Here is a 16,511-nt window from a genome sequence, read left to right on the forward strand (position 1 = left end):
GGGTCGTAAACGTGGAGAACTTGATCGCCCTGCTCGTCGCGGCCCCCCTGGCCGGCGCGGCCCTGCTGCTGTGCGGGGGCAGGAGACTGGACCGGGCCGGGCACTGGCTCGGCACGCTGTTCGCGCTGGCGTCCTTCGCCCTGGCCGTCCCCCTGTTCACGGAGCTGCTGGGCCGCGACGCCGAGCACCGTACCCTGCACCAGCACCTGTTCAGCTGGATCCCGGTGGGCGGCTTCCAGGCGGACGTGGCCTTCCAGCTCGACCAGCTGTCCATGACGTTCGTCCTGCTGATCACCGGTGTCGGATCGCTGATCCACATCTACTCGATCGGCTACATGGAGCACGACGAGCGGCGCCGCCGTTTCTTCGGCTACCTGAATCTGTTCCTCGCGGCCATGCTGCTGCTCGTCCTCGCCGACAACTACCTGCTGCTCTACGTCGGCTGGGAGGGCGTGGGCCTGGCCTCGTACTTGCTCATCGGCTTCTGGCAGCACAAGCCCAGCGCGGCGACGGCGGCGAAGAAGGCGTTCCTGGTCAACCGCGTCGGTGACGTCGGCCTGTCCATCGCGATCATGCTGATGTTCACCACGTTCGGGACGTTCGCGTTCGGACCGGTGCTGGGCGCGGCAGGGGAGACGTCCGAGGGCAAGCTGACCGCCATCGGCGTGATGCTGCTGCTCGCCGCCTGCGGCAAGTCGGCGCAGGTCCCGCTCCAGTCCTGGCTCGGCGACGCGATGGAGGGCCCGACCCCGGTCTCGGCCCTGATCCACGCGGCGACGATGGTGACCGCCGGCGTCTACCTGATCACCCGGTCCGGGGCGATCTTCAACGACGCGCCGGCCGCGCAGACCGCCGTGGTGGTGGTCGGCGCGGTGACGCTGCTGTTCGGTGCGATCGTCGGTTGCGCGAAGGACGACATCAAGAAGGCCCTGGCGGGCTCGACGATGTCGCAGATCGGCTACATGATCCTGGCCGCGGGCCTCGGCCCGATCGGCTACGCCTTCGCGATCATGCACCTGGTCACCCACGGCTTCTTCAAGGCGGGCCTGTTCCTCGGCGCCGGTTCGGTGATGCACGGGATGAACGACGAGGTGGACATGCGCCGCTACGGCGGCCTGCGCAGGTACATGCCCGTCACCTTCATCACCTTCGGCCTGGGCTATCTGGCCATCATCGGCTTCCCCGGGCTGTCCGGCTTCTTCTCCAAGGACAAGATCATCGAGGCGGCGTTCGCCAAGGGCGGCACCGAGGGCTGGATCCTCGGCGGCGCGGCCCTGCTGGGCGCCGCGATCACCGCGTTCTACATGACGCGGGTGATGCTGATGACGTTCTTCGGCGAGGAGCGCTGGCGCAAGGCGCCGACCCCGTCGCCCGCCGAACCGTCGGTGGAGCCCGCGGCCGAAACGCGGGGCGAGTACACCCCACCGCACCCGCACGAGTCGCCCAGGTCCATGACGATCCCGATGATCCTGCTGGCCGTCGGATCGGTGTTCGCGGGCGGACTGTTCAGCATCAACGAGGCGTTCGTGACGTGGCTGGAGCCGGTCACCTCCTTCGACCACGGGCACCCGCCGCTGAGCGCCACGGCGATCACCACCGCCACGATCGTGGTGATGGTCCTCGGCGTCGCGCTGGCCTACCTCCAGTACGGCCGCAAGCCGGTGCCGGCCGTCGCCCCGCGCGGCTCGCTGCTGACCCGGGCGGCCCGCCGCGACCTGCTTCAGGACGATTTCAACCATGTCGTCCTGGTGCGCGGCGGCGGGGAGCTGACCCGAGCGCTGGTCCAGCTGGACCACTCCGTCGTGGACGGCGCGGTCAACGGCACGGCGGCGTCGATGGGCGGCCTCTCCGGCCGGCTGCGCCAGGTGCAGAACGGCTTCGCCCGCTCGTACGCGGTACAGATGTTGGGCGGTGCGGCCGTACTGATCGCCGCGACCCTGCTGATGAGGGGTGTCTGAGCCATGTCGTTTCCCCTTCTGACGGCCACCGCGGCGGTCCCGGCGATCGGCGCCATCGCCACCGCCGCGGTGCCCGCCGCCCGGCGCACCGCCGCCAAGTGGCTGGCGCTGCTCTTCTCGCTGGCCACCCTGGTGTCGGCCGCGGTGGTCGCGGTCCGCTTCGACACGGGCGCGAAGGGCCCGTTCCAGCTCACCGAGTCGCACTCCTGGATCAAGGACTTCGGGGTCCGCTACGAGCTGGGCGTGGACGGCATCGCGGTGGCGCTGATCGCGCTGACCGCGCTGCTGGTCCCGTTCGTCATCCTGGCGGGCTGGCGCGACGCCGATCCCCTGGAATCCCCGGTGCCCGACCGGCGGTGGCGGCCCACCCAGGGCTTCTTCGCGCTGATCCTCGCCGTCGAGGCGATGGTGGTCATCTCCTTCGAGGCCACCGACGTCTTCCTCTTCTACATCTTCTTCGAAGCCATGCTCATCCCGATGTACTTCCTCATCGGCGGCTTCGGGGACCGGGCCGGGGCGGGCGGCGAGGAGCGCAGTGCGACGCTGCGCTCGCAGGCCGCCGTGAAGTTCCTGCTCTACAACCTGGCCGGCGGACTGATCATGCTGGCCGCGGTGATCGGGCTGTACGCGGCCACCGCCGACCAGCTCGGCAGCGGCACGTTCTCCCTGACGGAGATCGTCCAGGCCCGCGCGGACGGCGAGCTGGCGCTGGGCACCGGCACCGAACGGCTGCTGTTCCTCGGCTTCTTCTTCGCCTTCGCGGTGAAGGCGCCGCTGTGGCCGCTGCACACCTGGCTGCCGGGCGCGATGGGCGAGTCCACGGCGCCGGTGGCCGTACTGATCACCGCGGTGGTCGACAAGGTCGGCACGTTCGCGATGCTGCGCTTCTGCCTCCAGCTCTTCCCGGAGGCCAGCAGCTGGGCGACACCGGCGATCCTGGTCCTCGCGCTGATCAGCATCCTGTACGGGGCGCTGCTCGCGGTCGGCCAGCGCGACATCAAGCGCCTGATCGCGTACGCCTCCCTCTCGCACTTCGGCTTCATCATCATGGGCATCTTCGCCATGACGAGCCAGGGCCAGGGCGGCGCGACGCTGTACATGGTCAACCACGGCATCTCGACGGCGGCGCTGATGCTGGTCGCCGGGTTCCTGATCTCGCGGCGCGGCTCGCGGCTGATCGCCGATTACGGCGGGGTGCAGAAGGTCGCGCCGGTGCTGGCCGGCACGTTCCTGGTCGGTGGTCTGGCGACGCTGTCGCTGCCGGGCCTGGCGCCGTTCGTCAGTGAATTCCTGGTGCTGGTCGGTACGTTCAGCCGGTACCCGGTCGTGGGCATCGTGGCCACCGTGGGCATCGTGCTCGCCGCGCTGTACGTCCTGGTCCTTTACCAGCGGACCATGACCGGCCCGGTCAAGGCCGAGGTGCGGGCGATGCCCGATCTCAAGGCGCGGGAGCTGGCGGTCGTCGCCCCGCTGATCGCGCTGCTGCTGTTCCTCGGTGTCTACCCCAAGCCGCTGACGGACCTCGTCAACCCGGCGGTGGACCACACCCTGTCCGTCGTCGACCAGCACGATCCCCGCCCCGACGTAGCCGTGAAGGCAGATGCGGAGGCCGCGAAGTGAGTTCCGTGGCGAGCGTCCACAGCCTGTGGACCATTGCGGCCGAGGCACCGGCCAAGATCCCGGCGCCGAAGATCGAGTATGCCCAGCTGGCCCCGGCGCTGATCGTGCTGGGGGCCGCGGTCGTCGGCATCGTCCTGGAGGCGTTCCTGCCGCGGCGCAGCCGGTACTACGCGCAGCTGCTGCTGTCCGTGCTGGCGCTGGCCGCCGGGTTCGCGGCCGTCGTGGGGCTGGCGGCGGGCGGCTTCGGCACCACCAAGGCGAAGATCGCGGCGATGGGCGCCATCGCCGTGGACGGCCCGGCGCTCTTCCTCCAGGGCACGATCCTGCTGGTGGCGCTGGTCGCCACGTTCACCTTCGCCGAGCGCCGGCTCGATCCGGCCGCGCACGGCAGGAGGGTGGACTCCTTCGCGGCGCAGGCCGCCGCGGTGCCCGGCGGCGACGCCGAACGGGCCGCGGTCAAGGCCGGGTTCACCACCACCGAGGTGTTCCCGCTCGCGCTGTTCGCGGTCGGCGGGATGCTGGTCTTCCCCGCCGCCAACGACCTGCTGACCCTCTTCGTCGCGCTGGAGGTCTTCTCCCTCCCGCTGTACATCCTGTGCGCGCTGGCCCGCCGCCAGCGGCTGCTGTCGCAGGAAGCCGCGGTGAAGTACTTCCTGCTCGGCGCGTTCTCCTCCGCGTTCCTGCTGTTCGGCATCGCCCTGCTGTACGGGTACGCGGGCACGGTCACGTACTCCGGTATCGCGCAGGTCGTCAGCGACGGCGCCAAGCAGATCACCCCGGCGCTGGCCGACACCATGGGCAACGACGCGCTGCTGCTGATCGGCGCGGCGCTGGTGCTGATGGGGCTGCTGTTCAAGGTCGGCGCGGTGCCGTTCCACATGTGGACGCCGGACGTCTACCAGGGCGCGCCGACGCCGGTGACCGGCTTCATGGCGGCGGCCACCAAGGTCGCCGCGTTCGGCGCGCTGCTGCGGCTGCTGTACGTGGTCCTGCCGGGGCTGCGCTGGGACTGGCGGCCGGTCATGTGGGGCGTCGCGATCGTCACCATGCTGGGCGGCGCGATCGTCGCGATCACCCAGACCGACATCAAGCGCCTGCTGGCGTACAGCTCCATCGCGCACGCCGGGTTCATCCTGGCCGGTGTGATCGCCGCCGACCAGGACGGCATCTCGTCCGTGCTGTTCTACCTGGCGGCGTACTCCTTCGTGACGCTCGGCGCGTTCGCGGTGGTCACGCTCGTGCGGGACGCGGGCGGCGAGGCGACGCACCTGTCGAAGTGGGCGGGGCTGGGCCGGCGCTCGCCGCTGACCGCGGCGGTCTTCGCGGTCTTCCTGCTGGCCTTCGCCGGCATCCCGCTGACCTCGGGCTTCGCCGGGAAGTTCGCGGTGTTCAAGGCGGCGGCGGAGAGCGGCGCCGGCTGGCTGGTCGTGGTCGGTGTGATCTCGTCCGCCATCGCCGCGTTCTTCTACATCCGGGTCATCGTGCTGATGTTCTTCGACGAGCCGAAGGCGGACGGTCCGACGGTGGCGGTGCCCAGCCCGCTGACCATGACGGCCATCGCGGTCGGTGTCGCGGTCACGCTGGTGCTGGGCCTGGCTCCGCAGTACTTCCTCGACCTGGCGGGTCAGGCGGGGGTGTTCGTGCGCTGAGCGGCGCCGCCGGCGTACGGCACACGCTCCACGGCCGCCGTCCGGTACCCCTTCGGGGGTGCCGGACGGCGGCCGTTGCGCCACTCGGGCGAAGGAGACCGGCGCGGCCTGGAGCAACGTGCGAGGAGGGCCGGCCGGAGTGTGAAAAGCGCAGCTCAGCGCGGGGCTGGGCCGGCTCAGCGGGAGAACAGCACCGAGCGGACCAGGACCCTCTTGGGAGCGTCCTTGCCGGGCGGGACGACGAAGAAGGTGTCGCTGCTGCAGTCGTCGTCGGCGAAGAGGGTGGCGGTGGCGTTGGTGTGGTTGCGCGCGGCGTAGGCGAAGTCGGCACCGTCCGGCAGGTCGAGGGTGACGCACTCCTTGCCCGGCGGGTTGAGCAGGGCCGCGCGCTGGTCCAGCTTGTTGCCGGTGTTGAAACCGTAGGAGAAGACGCCGACGGCGGCGTAGGCGGAGGTGGGGGTGGTCAGGGCGAGTACGGCCGCTCCGAAAGCGGCGGCGACGGAGGTGCGCAGGCGCATCTCGTGACTCCTCGTGGTTGTCGGTGACGAGCAACTACTCGGAGTGAATATTGGCTCAGCTTATGGTGTCTTTCCCGGCGCCGCCCCGGAAACACCCCTGGTGGCGTAGCGGCCCTCAGCCGTTCGCGGCGGCCCTGAGCCGTTCGCGCCGGTCAGGGCCCCGGCGTCGGCCGGGGCCTGATCGGCCGTCAGGAGTGCGGTACGCCCGCGGGCAGGCTCGGCATCCCGGGCAGCTTCAGCTTCCCCTCGGCCTTGGTGAACTCGTCGGTGGGCCCGTCCTTCCAGCGCACCTTCAGCGTCTTGCCGTCGGCACCCGGCGTGACGGTGCCCATGGTGCGGGTGGTGTGGCCGCCCATGCACTTCAGAGCGATCACCGTGGCGCCCATCGTCTCGACCTTGCCCTGGCAGGCCGTCCCGGTGTCCGCGCCGAGGCCCATCGACGCGATGCCCCGGTAGAGCACGAGGGTCAGGTGCGAGTCGCCGGTCGTGGCCGTCCAGGCACCGTCGAGGCTGCCGGCGCCGTCGGCGGGTGTGGCGTCGGCGGTCTGCGACGGGGTGGCGGCCGGGGTCTTGCCGGCCTCCGCGTCGCTCTTGCCGCCTCCGCCTCCGCCGCTGCCGCAGCCGCTGAGCAGCAGTGCGGCCACGGCGGCCGTCCCGGCGATCTGCGCTGCCTTGCGCACGTACGTCTCCTCCGTTGTGGGACAGGGAGACGAGAGGCTAGCAACGCGGGGCGCGGCCCGGCCCCGTAACGGGTGGGGCCGCCGGGATTGCGGCAGCGTCGGTACGAAGTCGGGGCACTGCCGTGACCTTCCGGCGGCCGGCGGGCCACCGCCGAGGCCGGCCACCGCTGCTCCGGGGCCCTCAGGCGCCTGCCGCGGCCTCGTCCTGGAAGACCGCCGCCGCCACCGCCCGGGCGATCCAGTTCTCCCGGACCAGCGCTTTCAGGTCACGCCGTACGGCGCGCCGGTCCCGGCCCAGCTCCAGCTTGCGGTCCAGGTGGGTGGCCGAGACGAGAGCGGCCAGCACCCGGTCGCGCGGGTCCGCGAAGCCGGTGGCCAGGGCGCCCTTGAAACGGGCGCGGGCCGGTCCGGCGAGGTCCGCCGGACCGGCCGCCAGCCGCTCGTAACGGAACACGCCCAGCGCGCGGCGGGACTCCCGGCGGATCGCGCCGCGCTGTTCCAGCCGCTGCCGGCACACCTCGTCGATGCCCCGCGCCGCGCTCCGCACCCACCGCCGGACCTTGACGTCAGCACCCGTGCCGGCGGCGGGCAGGGTGCCCAGCGCGGTGTCCAGCACCAGGTCACCGAGGGGCAGCGGGCTGCCGACGAGGATCCGGCCGCCGCGCCCCTCGGTGATCCGCCCGGTCCGCTCCAGCTCCGCGAGGGCGGCGCCGGCCAGGCCGTACCGCAGGTGGGACGCGTCGTTCAGCGGTTTGCCGCGCACCGGGTCCAGGGCGAGGAGCAGCAGTTCCTCGGGCAGCGTGGGCCCGAGGCCCGGGCCGTCCGCGCCGCCGCCGTACGGGCCGTCCGGCGCGCCGCCGCCCGCACCGCCGTGTCCGTTCCCCGCCCCGTGCCCGGTCATGACGTACGCGCGGGCCGGATACGTCCGGTGACCTCGCCCAGCCCGATCCGGGAGCCCTCCGGGCCCGGTGCCCAGGCGGTCAGCGTGACCTCGTCGCCGTCCTCCAGGAAGGGGCCCTTGCCCTGGGTCAGTTCGAGCAGGCAGCCGAGCTGGTCGGGCTCCGGCCCGGAGACCGTGCCGGAGGCGTAGAGGTCGCCGGTGCGCAGCGAGGCGCCGTTGACCGTCATGTGGGTGAGCTGCTGGGCGGCCGTCCAGTACATGGCGGAGAAGGGCGGGCGGGCGACCGTCTCGCCGTTGATGTCCACCTGGATGCGCAGGTCGATGCCGCCCGGCTCGGCGTCCGTGTCGTCCAGATAGGGGAGTACGGGCACGTCCCGGGCGGGCGGCGCCGTACGGGCGTGGTCCAGCGCGTCCAGCGGCGTGATCCACGCGGAGACGGAGGTCGCGAAGGACTTGCCGAGGAAGGGGCCGAGCGGCACGTACTCCCACGCCTGGATGTCGCGCGCCGACCAGTCGTTGACCAGGCAGACGCCGAAGACGTGGTCGCGGAAGCCGGCCAGACCGACCGGCTCGCCGAGCGCGGAGGGCGTGCCGACGACGAACCCGACCTCCGCCTCGATGTCCAGCCGCCGGGACGGCCCGAAGGTGGGCGCCGCGTCGGCCGGTGCCTTGCGCTGGCCGCTGGGCCGGACGACCGGGGTGCCGGAGACCACGACCGTGCCGGACCGGCCGTGGTAACCGATCGGCAGGTGCTTCCAGTTGGGGGTGAGCGCGTCGGCGTTCGGGCGGAAGATCCGGCCGACGTTGGTGGCGTGGTGCTCGCTGGCGTAGAAGTCGACGTAGTCCGCGACCTCGAACGGCAGGTGCAGCGTCACCGCGGTCAGCGGGGTCAGCAGCGCCGCGGTGGTGTCGCGGTGCGCGGGGTCGGTGACCGCCGCGCGCACGGCCTCGCGTACCGCCTGCCAGGTCTCACGGCCCGCGGCGAGCAGCGGGTTCAGCGTGGGCGCGGTGAGCAGGGCGGCGTGCGGCGACCCGGAGGTGGTGGCGAGCGCGTTCAGGTCCAGTACGTGGTCGCCGTAGCGCACGCCGATGCGGTGCCGGTCCGGCTCCGCCGCCGTACTGAAGACGCCGTAGGGGAGGGTGTGCGGCCCGAAGGGGTGGTCCTCGGGCAGGTCGAGCGGGTGGTGCTCGGGCATGTACGGCTCCTCGCGTGGTCTCTCGCGTGCGTCACCTGTGGCCGCGGACCCGGCCGGCGGGCCGGTGGGCCCGTCGATCAGATTACGGCCCAACGGGCCCTGTGGGGATGGCCGGCCGGAGAGTGCTGCCGCTGCCGGGGCCATGGGGCGGGGGTGGCGTGAAGCGGCGCGGTGACAGAAGAGAAACGGAACCGAGCGGAATGTGTTGGCAAAGCACCCTAAAAGAGTTCGCAATGTCCTGAAAGGCGGTGCCGGAGCGCTCAGTTCGGCTCTACCTTCCTTGCGGGGCGTGGCCGGGGCGGGACGCGCGCCGTTGGGGGGTCAGGTGGCTCGGAGCAGCACGGCATGCGCGGTGGACCGGACCGTTCCGGCGCTCATCGTGAAGATCGGGGACTATCCGCTGCACCACGGCGGGGTGGGCGCGATCCGCAGTCTCGGACGCCTCGGCGTCCCCATGTACGCGATCACCGAAGACCGGTTCACACCTGCCGCCACCTCGCGCTATCTGCACGGCCGCTGTGTCTGGCCGACCACCGGGCGGGAGGACCCGCAGCAGCTCGCCGAGGTGCTGGTGCGCATCGGCAAGCGCATCGGCCGGCCGGCGGTGCTGATACCGACCGACGAAGAGGCCGCCGTCCTGATCAGTGAATACGCCGATCTCCTGCGCGGCCATTTCCTGTTCCCGCGTACCGAAGCGGGTTTACCGCGCCGCCTGGCCAGCAAAAAGGGGCTGTACGAACTCTGCGTCGAGCACGGCGTACCGACCCCGGCAGCCGTCTTTCCGGAGTCGCTCGCCGACATCGAGCACTTCGCCGCGCAGGCGCGTTTCCCGATCGTGGCCAAGAACCGGGAGGCGTTCCAGCGGCGGCGGCACCCCACGGTCGCCGGCACCACCCGGATCACCGGCCCCGACCAGCTGACCGGCCTGGCCCGGGACTGGGGGCCGCGGCCGGACGTGATCCTCCAGGAGTACCTGCCGCGGGAGGAGGCCGAGGACTGGATCGTGCACGCGTACTTCGACGCGGACAGCGCCGCACTGAGCCTGTTCACCGGCGTCAAGGTGCGTTCCTGGCCGCCGCACGCGGGCATGACGGCCTGCGCTTACGTCGTGGACAACCCCGAACTGGCCGAGCTGACCGCCCAGTTCGTCAAGCGCATCGGCTTCAGCGGCATCGTGGACCTGGACTGGCGCTACGACCGGCGGGACGGTGACTACAAGCTGCTGGACTTCAACCCGCGGATGGGCGCCCAGTTCCGGCTGTTCGAGAACGAGGCGGGCGTCGATGTCGTACGGGCCCAGCACCTGGACCTGACCGGACGCGCGGTCCCGGAGGCGGAGCAGCGCGCCGGGCAGCGGTTCGTCGTGGAGAACATCGACCTGCCGGCCCTGGTCGCGTACCGGCGCAGCGGCTACACGACGCCGCACGCGCCGCGCCGCGCCACCGGCACCGAACTCGCGTGGCTGGCCACCGACGACCTCAAGCCGTTCTTCACGATGCTGGCCCGGTTCGTCGGGCCGGGGGCCCGGCACCTGGTCGAGCTGCGGCGCGCGAGCAGGCGCGCGCGGACGGCGGCGGTCGGCGGGGCGCTCGGAAAGGCCCGGCCGTAGCGGCGTGCGGCGCTGAGCAGCGGCGCAGCGGTCAGGGGAGCAGCGGGGGAGGAGCGGGGAGCACGGGGGAGCCGTGGGGTGCCGTGGGGCAGCCGTGCGGCAGTTCCCCGCCAGGGCAGTGGAAAGCACTGCCGGACAGCAACACCCTGGGGAGGGGAACGCACGTGAACACTCCGGTAGCGGTCATCGGAGCCGGTCCGTACGGCCTGTCGACGGCGGCACACCTGCGGGCGCGGGGCGTGCCCGTACGCGTCTTCGGCCGGCCGATGGTGAGCTGGCGCGAGCACATGCCCGCCGGAATGCTGCTCAAGTCGACACCGGCGGCGTCCAGCATCGACGCCCCGCAGCCCGGGCACACACTTCAGGACTTCTGCGGCGTGACCGGCGGGCGGCGCTACGAGTCCGACTGGGACATCATCCCCGTCGAGACCTTCGTGCGGTACGGCGAGTGGTTCCAGGAACGGCTGGTTCCCGACCTGGAGCAGGTACGGGTCGTCTCGGTCGACCGGCGGTCGGGCGGAACCGGGCGGAGTTCCGGCCACTTCGAGCTGAAACTGGACAGCGGCGAACAGTTCCGGGCGCGGGCCGTCGTCGTGGCCACCGGGCTGACCGGCTTCGCCCGGCTGCCGCGTGAACTGGCCGCTGCCGTGCCGGACGGGCCGTCCCCCACCGGGCCCGTCTCGCACAGCTGCCAGCACCGCGACCTGTCGGGCTTCGCGGGCCGCGACGTGGTGGTGGTCGGCGCCGGCCAGTCGGCGCTGGAGAGCGCGGTACTGCTCGCCGAGTCCGGCGCCCGGTCCGTGCGGGTCGTGGCCCGCGGTCGTACGGCGGTGGGCTTCGGCGCGCCACCGGACCAGCAGCCCCGGCTGCGCCCGGAGTCACCGTTCGGCAACGCGTGGTCGCTGTACGCGTTCACGTACTACGCGGGCGGTTTCCGCCACCTGCCCGCACCGGCCCGGCGCTACCTGGTGCGCCGGGTGCTGGGGCCGCTGGGCGCCTGGTGGCTGCGGGACCGCTTCGTGGGGCGCGTCCAGGTCACGGCCGGGCAGCGGATCGTACGGGCGCGGGTCGAGGACGGCCGCCCGGTCCTGACGCTGCGCGGACCCGACGGCCGGACCGGCGAACTCGCCGCCGACCACGTCCTGGCCGCCACCGGGTACCGGGTCGACCTGGCCGCGATGGACTTCCTCGGCCAGGGCCTGCGCACCGGCATCACGGTGAGCGGGGGCGGCCCCCGGCTGGACGCGGGCTTCGGCTCCTCGGTCCCCGGACTGCACTTCACGGGCCTGCCGGCGGCGGCGTCCTTCGGGCCCGTCATGCGCTTCGTCTGCGGTACGGAGTTCGCGTCCCGGCGGGTGGCGGGGGCGGTGGCCGGATCTCGCTGATCCGCGTGCCCTGGCCGGTGGCCGGAACGCACTGACATCGGATGCCCTGGCCGGGACGGCCGGGAGGAGCACCCTGCCGTCAACGGCGGGGTGCTCGCGCGCTCTTTCCGCTCTCATTCTGCTGCGACAAAACCGCATTATTGGTGGATCACGGGCATACCGGGCGGCCGGCTGCCGCGCTCGCGCGGGACACGGACGGCCCGCACACCGTTGAGTGCCCCGGAGGGGGCGGGCGCTCACGGTGATCCAACAGCGACCGGATACGCTGGCCAATGGTGGAGACAGCGACAGATCGACAATCCGTTTGATCGTCAGCAGACAGGAGTACCCCTCGTGACCGTCGTCGGGCCCTTCGGGCTGAGCGTGCGGGACCAGGCTCTTGAGGCCGATGTCCAGGCCGGGTTGGCGGCTGTCGAGGAAGGCCTGCTGGAGGCCACCAAAAGCGACGTGCCGTTCATCACCGAGGCCGCGCAGCACCTCGTCCGCGCAGGTGGCAAGCGGTTCCGGCCGCTGCTGGTGATGCTCGCCGCGCAGTTCGGCGACCCGCACACGCCGGGCGTCGTCCCCTCGGCCGTCGTCGTGGAGCTGACGCACCTGGCGACGCTGTACCACGACGACGTCATGGACGAGGCGGACGTACGCCGCGGCGTGGCCAGCGCCAACGCCCGCTGGGGCAACTCCGTGGCCGTACTGACCGGCGACTTCCTCTTCGCGCGTGCCTCGCACATACTGGCCGACCTCGGCCCGGAGGCCGTCCGCATCCAGGCCGAGGCGTTCGAGCGCCTGGTGACCGGCCAGATCCTGGAGACCGCGGGACCGCGGGACGGCCGCGACCCGATCGAGCACTACCTGGACGTCATCGCGGGCAAGACCGGCTCGCTGATCGCGGTCGCGGGCCGCTTCGGCGCGATGATGTCCGGCGCCGACGAGACCACCGTCAACATCCTGACCCAGTACGGCGAACGCCTCGGCACCGCCTTCCAGCTCGCCGACGACGTCCTGGACATCGCCAGCGACTCCCACGAGTCCGGCAAGACGCCCGGCACCGACCTGCGCGAGGGCATCCCGACCCTGCCGGTCCTGCACCTGCGCGCCCTGGCCGACGGCGAGCACGGCACCGACAAGGACCGTGAGCTGCGCGACCTGCTGGCCGGTGACCTGACCGACGACGCCCGGCACGCCGAGGCGCTGGCCGGCCTGCGCGCCCACCCGGCACTGGAGCAGGCCCGCCGCGACACGGTGCGCTACGCGGAGGAGGCACGGGCCACGCTGGCGCCGCTGCCGCAGTGCATGGCGAAGGCCGCCCTGGAGGGGCTGTGCGACTCGGTGGTGCACCGGGCAGGGTGACGGGCCGCACGCCGCGGGGCACCCCGGACAGGGTGACCTCCGGTAACCCTCAGGGCCCCGTCTGCCTTTGGTCATACTGGTTCCACCCCGCGGCCGTGCGAGGTCATCCCACCGGAGTACGAGGAGTTGACCCCCGGGGCTGACGCGCAGGGCTGGCCGGTTTGGTGGGATGGGGAGCACCACGCCACGGCGGAACGGGTCACAATGAGCCCGGGAGTGGGACGAGTGCGTCGCGTAGCAGGCCGCCGCTTACGACGGAGGTAAGGCACATGCCACGGAACCGACCGACACAGGTCACCGACGAATGGGACGGGGACGGGGGGCGCTCCGCGAAGCGCCGCAGGACGATGCGGTACGCGATCCCGGCCGCCGTCGTGGGCGTCACGGCGGCCTCGATCGGGCTGGTCCCGGCGTTCGCCGGCTCCGGCTCCCCCGACCTGCCGAAGATCTCCGCCCAGGACCTGATAGCCAAGGTCGCCGCCTCGGACGTGCAGCAGCTGTCCGGCACCGTCCGCACGAGCACCGACCTGGGGCTGCCGGCCCTGTCGGGCGCCTCCGCCGGTACCTTCGGCGGTGGCTCCTCGGGCCAGAGCGGCAAGGGCACGGGGGACAAGGACGGCGGCGCGAGCTCCTCCGCGAGCCCGCAGAACCAGCTGAAGGACCTGGCGTCCGGGTCGCACACGCTGCGCGTCGCCGCCGACGGGCCGGACAAGCAGCGGGTCTCGGTCGTCGGCAAGGCCGCCGAGTACAACCTGGTGCACAACGGCCGGGACATCTGGGGCTACGACAGCAAGAGCAACACCGCGTACCACAGCACGGTCCCGGCCGAGGCGGGCAAGGACCGGAAACACGGTACGGACGGCTCCGGCACCTCCGGTGACCTGAAGAACGCCACCCCGCAGGAGCTGGCCAAGAAGGCGCTCGACGCGGTCGGCGACAGCACCTCGGTGACCGTCGACGGCACCGCCAAGGTGGCCGGCCGGGACGCGTACCAGCTCTCGGTCAAGCCCAAGCAGGCCGGCTCCACGGTCGACTCGATCCGCATCTCGGTGGACGCCGAGACCGGCGTGCCGCTGAAGTTCACGCTCACGCCCAAGGGCGGCGGCGCCGCCGCGGTCGACGTGGGCTTCACCTCCGTCGACTTCGCCAAGCCCGCAGCCGGCACCTTCGACTTCAAGCCGCCGAAGGGCGCCAAGGTCGTGGACGGCGACAAGGCCCGCGCGCAGCAGCGTGCCGAGGGACGGCGGACGGCCGAGGACCTGAAGGGCATCCTGGGGCAGTACGGCCTGGACGGCAAGAACGCCGGCAAGGGCAAGGGCGTCGACGTCATCGGCTCCGGCTGGACCTCGATCGCCCACCTCAAGGGCGCCGGTTCCGGCATCTCCGCGGCCACCGGCAAGGGCGCGACCGGAGAGGCGGCCAAGCTGCTGGACAGCCTGGGCGAGCGGGTGAACGGGAAGTTCGGCTCCGGCCGCCTGTTCAGCACCCGCCTGGTCAACGCCCTGGTGACGGACGACGGCTCGGTCTTCGCCGGGGCCGTGGACAAGGAGTCCCTGATCAAGGCGGCCGAGTCCGCGCAGTGACGCCGAACGGCGCGGGGCGGGCCCACCGGCCGCCCCGCGCCTCCTGACCGCCGGCGCGTGCGGCCGCGGTCACAGGCGCGACCACATGGGGGAGCCGATGACGCAGCCGCCCGCCGGGGACCTGGTGATCGAGACCCGGGGCCTGACCAAGACCTACCGCGGCGGACAACTCGCCGTCGACCGTCTCGACCTCGCCGTACCGCGCGGCAGCGTCTTCGGCTTCCTCGGACCCAACGGTTCGGGCAAGACCACCACCATCCGGATGCTGCTCGGCCTGATCGAGCCGTCCGCCGGCGGGGCCCGGCTGCTCGGCGAGCCGATGCCGCGGGCGGCCCGCAGGGTGCTGCCCAGGGTCGGTGCCCTCATCGAGGGACCGGCCCTGTACGGCTTCCTCAGCGGGCGCGACAACCTCGTCCGGTACGACGCGGCCGACCCGGGCACCGATCCGCGTACGCGGGCGCGACGGGTGGACGGGGCGCTGGACCGGGTCGGTCTGGCCGCCGCCGCCCGCAAGAAGGCCCGCGCCTACTCGCTGGGCATGAAGCAGCGGCTGGGGCTGGCCGCGGCCCTGCTCCACCCCCGTGAGCTGCTGGTACTGGACGAGCCGACCAACGGCCTGGACCCGCAGGGGATGCGGGAGATCCGTACGCTCGTCCGGGAGCTGGCGGGCGACGGCACCACCGTCTTCCTCTCCTCGCACCTCCTCGACGAGATCGAGCAGGTCTGCACGCACGCCGCCGTGATGACCCGCGGCCGGCTCGTCACCCAGGGCACCGTCGCCGCGCTGGCCGCGGGCACCCGTGGGCGGCTGGTGGTCGGCACGCCCGACACCGCGGACGCCGTACGGGTGCTCAAGGAGCACGGGGTGACCGACCTGGTGGTGACGGAGGAGCGGGTGAGCGGGGACGTACCGGCGCCGGCCGGCGGGCCGCCCGACCTGGCGGAGCTGAACGCCGCGCTCGTAGGGGCCGGGGTACGCGTACGGGCCTTCGGCGCGGAACGGGCTTCCCTGGAGGACGTCTTCGTGCAGCTGACCGGGGAGGGCTTCGATGTCGCGGGGTGAGATGGCCGGGGGCACGGGCGTGGATCTCGCGGGGGACGGGGGTGCGGCCGTACGCCGTGCGCCGCGGCCGCTGTGGTCGCTCGGCCTGCTGCGGAACGAGATCGGTACCACCTTCCGGCGCTGGCGCACCCTCGCGCTGCTCGCCGTGCTCGCCGCCGTACCCGTCCTGATCGGTGTCGCCATCAAGATCGAGACCGGTGGTGACGGCGGCGGACGGGAGGCCTCCGGTGGCGCGGCGTTCGTCTCCCAGATCACCAACAACGGCCTCTTCCTGGTCTTCACCGCGCTGGCCGTCACCCTGCCGGTCTTCCTGCCGCTGGCGGTCGGCGTGGTCGCGGGGGACGCGATCGCCGGGGAGGCGCACGCCGGGACGCTGCGCTATCTGCTCGTCGCGCCCGCCGGGCGGACCCGGCTGCTGCTGGTCAAGTACGCGACGACGCTGACGTTCTGCCTGGTGGCCACGCTGGTCGTGGCGGTGTCGGCGCTGGTGACCGGCGCGCTGCTGTTCCCGGTCGGCGAGGTGACGCTGCTGTCCGGGACGACCGTGCCGTTCGGCGAGGGGCTGCTGCGGGCGCTGGCCGTCGCGTGCGTCGTGGCCCTGTCCCTGGTCGGGGTCGCGGCCATCGGCCTGTTCGTCTCGACGCTCACCAACAGCGGCATCGCGGCGATGGCCACCACCGTCGGCCTGCTGATCGTGGTGCAGATCCTGGACACCATCCCGCAGCTGCACGCGATCCAGCCGTACCTCTTCTCGCACCACTGGCTGTCCTTCGCCGACGTGCTGCGCGACCCGGTCTACTGGGACCAGCTCCAGAAGAACTTCGGTCTCCAGGCGCTGTACGCGGCGGTCTTCGGCTCGGCCGCCTGGGCGCGCTTCACGGCGCGGGACGTCACGGCGTGATGCCGCGACGCCCCGCGCCGGCCGCCCGGAGGCCGCGCGGCTGATCCATCAGCTGATGGATCAACCGATGGATCAGCCGGTTGATCAGCTGGGTGATCGCC

The 16,511-nt window shown here is 72.3% G+C and carries 13 protein-coding genes; 9 read left to right on the forward strand and 4 right to left on the reverse strand.

All coding sequences use genetic code 11. The annotated features are described in order from the left end of the window. Window positions 1-11 precede the first annotated feature (11 nt). The 3 genes from nuoL to nuoN are packed head-to-tail and all read left to right on the forward strand — an operon-like array spanning window position 12 to window position 5,227. Complete coding sequence (gene nuoL / locus AB0L45_RS13415) at window positions 12-1,958, forward strand: NADH-quinone oxidoreductase subunit L (protein ID WP_365839220.1); 1,947 nt, start codon at window positions 12-14, stop codon at window positions 1,956-1,958. A gap of 3 nt (window positions 1,959-1,961) precedes the next feature. Then, window positions 1,962-3,578, forward strand: a complete 1,617-nt coding sequence (locus AB0L45_RS13420) for an NADH-quinone oxidoreductase subunit M (protein WP_365839222.1) — start codon at window positions 1,962-1,964, stop codon at window positions 3,576-3,578. Continuing rightward, on the forward strand, window positions 3,575-5,227 hold the full coding sequence (gene nuoN, locus AB0L45_RS13425; RefSeq protein ID WP_365839224.1) for an NADH-quinone oxidoreductase subunit NuoN: 1,653 nt from the start codon (window positions 3,575-3,577) through the stop codon (window positions 5,225-5,227). Before AB0L45_RS13420 ends, nuoN begins: the two co-directional genes overlap by 4 nt. 176 nt (window positions 5,228-5,403) lie before the next feature. Here nuoN and AB0L45_RS13430 read toward each other — a convergent pair whose 3' ends face one another. The 4 genes from AB0L45_RS13430 to fahA form a co-directional block, all read right to left on the reverse strand. After that, the gene (locus AB0L45_RS13430) at window positions 5,404-5,745 is read right to left on the reverse strand and encodes a hypothetical protein (protein ID WP_365839226.1); all 342 of its coding nucleotides are present in this window, start codon (window positions 5,743-5,745) and stop codon (window positions 5,404-5,406) included. Between the two features lie 188 nt (window positions 5,746-5,933). Next, a complete protein-coding gene (locus AB0L45_RS13435; RefSeq protein WP_365839228.1) occupies window positions 5,934-6,425 on the reverse strand; it encodes a hypothetical protein in 492 nt (163 codons plus the stop codon). 181 nt (window positions 6,426-6,606) lie between these two features. Continuing rightward, on the reverse strand, window positions 6,607-7,326 hold the full coding sequence (locus AB0L45_RS13440) for a GPP34 family phosphoprotein (protein ID WP_365839230.1): 720 nt from the start codon (window positions 7,324-7,326) through the stop codon (window positions 6,607-6,609). Then, a complete protein-coding gene (gene fahA / locus AB0L45_RS13445; RefSeq protein WP_365839232.1) occupies window positions 7,323-8,522 on the reverse strand; it encodes a fumarylacetoacetase in 1,200 nt (399 codons plus the stop codon). Before fahA ends, AB0L45_RS13440 begins: the two co-directional genes overlap by 4 nt. Before the next feature lie 352 nt (window positions 8,523-8,874). Here fahA and AB0L45_RS13450 point away from each other — a divergent pair, with 352 nt between their 5' ends. The 6 genes from AB0L45_RS13450 to AB0L45_RS13475 all read left to right on the forward strand — a co-directional run bounded on the left by AB0L45_RS13450 (window position 8,875) and on the right by AB0L45_RS13475 (window position 16,410). Beyond that, window positions 8,875-10,131 (forward strand): ATP-grasp domain-containing protein, encoded by a 1,257-nt coding sequence (locus AB0L45_RS13450; RefSeq protein WP_365839234.1) that lies wholly within the window; start codon window positions 8,875-8,877, stop codon window positions 10,129-10,131. 164 nt (window positions 10,132-10,295) lie between these two features. Beyond that, window positions 10,296-11,516 carry an FAD-dependent oxidoreductase gene (locus tag AB0L45_RS13455; RefSeq protein ID WP_365839236.1) on the forward strand — a complete coding sequence of 407 codons (1,221 nt, stop codon included), beginning with the start codon at window positions 10,296-10,298 and terminating at the stop codon, window positions 11,514-11,516. A 333-nt stretch (window positions 11,517-11,849) separates the two neighbouring features. Further along, window positions 11,850-12,863 carry a polyprenyl synthetase family protein gene (locus tag AB0L45_RS13460; RefSeq protein ID WP_365839238.1) on the forward strand — a complete coding sequence of 338 codons (1,014 nt, stop codon included), beginning with the start codon at window positions 11,850-11,852 and terminating at the stop codon, window positions 12,861-12,863. A gap of 269 nt (window positions 12,864-13,132) precedes the next feature. Continuing rightward, entirely contained in the window at window positions 13,133-14,446 is a 1,314-nt protein-coding gene (locus AB0L45_RS13465; protein ID WP_365839240.1) for a DUF2092 domain-containing protein, read from the forward strand. Window positions 14,447-14,543: 97 nt separating this feature from the next. Further along, a complete protein-coding gene (locus AB0L45_RS13470; RefSeq protein ID WP_365839242.1) occupies window positions 14,544-15,509 on the forward strand; it encodes an ABC transporter ATP-binding protein in 966 nt (321 codons plus the stop codon). Between the two features lies 1 nt (window position 15,510). Next, window positions 15,511-16,410 carry an ABC transporter permease gene (locus AB0L45_RS13475; protein ID WP_365839522.1) on the forward strand — a complete coding sequence of 300 codons (900 nt, stop codon included), beginning with the start codon at window positions 15,511-15,513 and terminating at the stop codon, window positions 16,408-16,410. Window positions 16,411-16,511 lie beyond the last annotated feature (101 nt).

Source organism: Streptomyces sp. NPDC052496 (genome assembly GCF_040679095.1).
Classification (GTDB): domain Bacteria; phylum Actinomycetota; class Actinomycetes; order Streptomycetales; family Streptomycetaceae; genus Streptomyces.